Annotated in this window: 1 protein-coding gene; it reads right to left on the bottom strand. The window is 53.7% G+C overall.

Annotated elements, in window-relative coordinates:
• A partial coding sequence (gene hypE, locus Q0277_RS00120; protein WP_297994236.1) for a hydrogenase expression/formation protein HypE occupies positions 1-1,030 on the bottom strand: 1,030 nt, incomplete at its 3' end.
• Between the last annotated feature and the right edge of the window lie 155 nt (positions 1,031-1,185).

The following is a 1,185-nucleotide window of genomic DNA, read 5'->3' as shown; positions in this document are numbered from 1 at the left end:
CCCTATTTTCTGACGCCGCGTCCGTATCGCTTATGCCCGTAAATTCGTCTTGCGCGCTAAGCTTCGGCGTCAAAGTACCCTCAAATTCGCCTCCACCGTGCCCTACTTCGCGTACCTCGCCGATGATTGCGGCGTTTGCGTCAAATTCGCGCAGTATCTCAAGCGCCCTATCCGCCTCGGCATCATCTTCTACGACCGCTACGAAAGTGCCTTCGTTTGCAAGCTCGTACGGCTCGAAACCCAGCAGCTCACACACGCCAACTACTTCGTCGCTGATTTTGATATCCTCTTCGCGAACCAAAAATTCAAGCCCGCTAGAGTTTGCGAATTCGTTCAAAACCGCGCTAAGCCCGCCGCGCGTCGCGTCTCGCATCGCTTGGATCTTCACGCCTTGCAAGATTAGCTTTTCTACCGCAGCACAAAGCGGTTTGCAGTCGCTTTGTAGCTCGCTGCTTAGCGCGATCTCGTCGCGTGCCGCGAGTATCACCGCCCCGTGCCGCCCGATGTCGCCGCTAAGAAGGATTTTTGCGCCCGCTTTGATGTTTTGTATGCGCGCAGATCGCAAAACACGGCCGATGCCGCTAGTGTTGATGAAAATTTTATCGCATTTGCCGCGCGGCACGACCTTTGTATCGCCGCAAACGATACGAACGCCGCAACCTCGCGCAGTGCTTGCCATCGAGCCCAGGATGCGTCGCAGCTCGCTTAGACTAAGCCCCTCTTCGATGATGAGCGCGCAGCTTAAAAACAGCGGCTTGGCGCCCACCATCGCAAGGTCGTTGACGGTGCCGCAAACGGCGATTTTACCGATGTCGCCGCCGTTAAAAAACAGCGGCGTGACGACGAAACTATCGGTGCTGAAAGCTAGCTCGCTACCGAAGCTCGCAGAATTCAAAGCAGAGCTAGGCGCCGCGCGATCAAAACCCGCCCTGGCGTCTAAATTTAAATTTAGTATCGCGCTGTCGTTGTTGGCGCGCAAAATTTCATTGTCAAACGCCGCAAAGATCGTCTCGTTGATGAGCCTATTCATCTCCTCGCCGCCGCCGCCGTGGCTTAAAAGTATAGTTTCGTTCAAATTTTTCCTTTTCACTCGGTTTTAAATTTATAAGCCCGTATTTTTGCAGCCAAACAAGCCGTGCCGCTCAAAATTTTAAAGCAAATTTAGCGCAACCATTCCGCTTCGGT

Source organism: uncultured Campylobacter sp., from assembly GCF_938030815.1.
In the GTDB taxonomy this organism is placed as follows: domain Bacteria; phylum Campylobacterota; class Campylobacteria; order Campylobacterales; family Campylobacteraceae; genus Campylobacter_B.
This window is presented reverse-complemented; position numbering and strand designations above follow the sequence as displayed.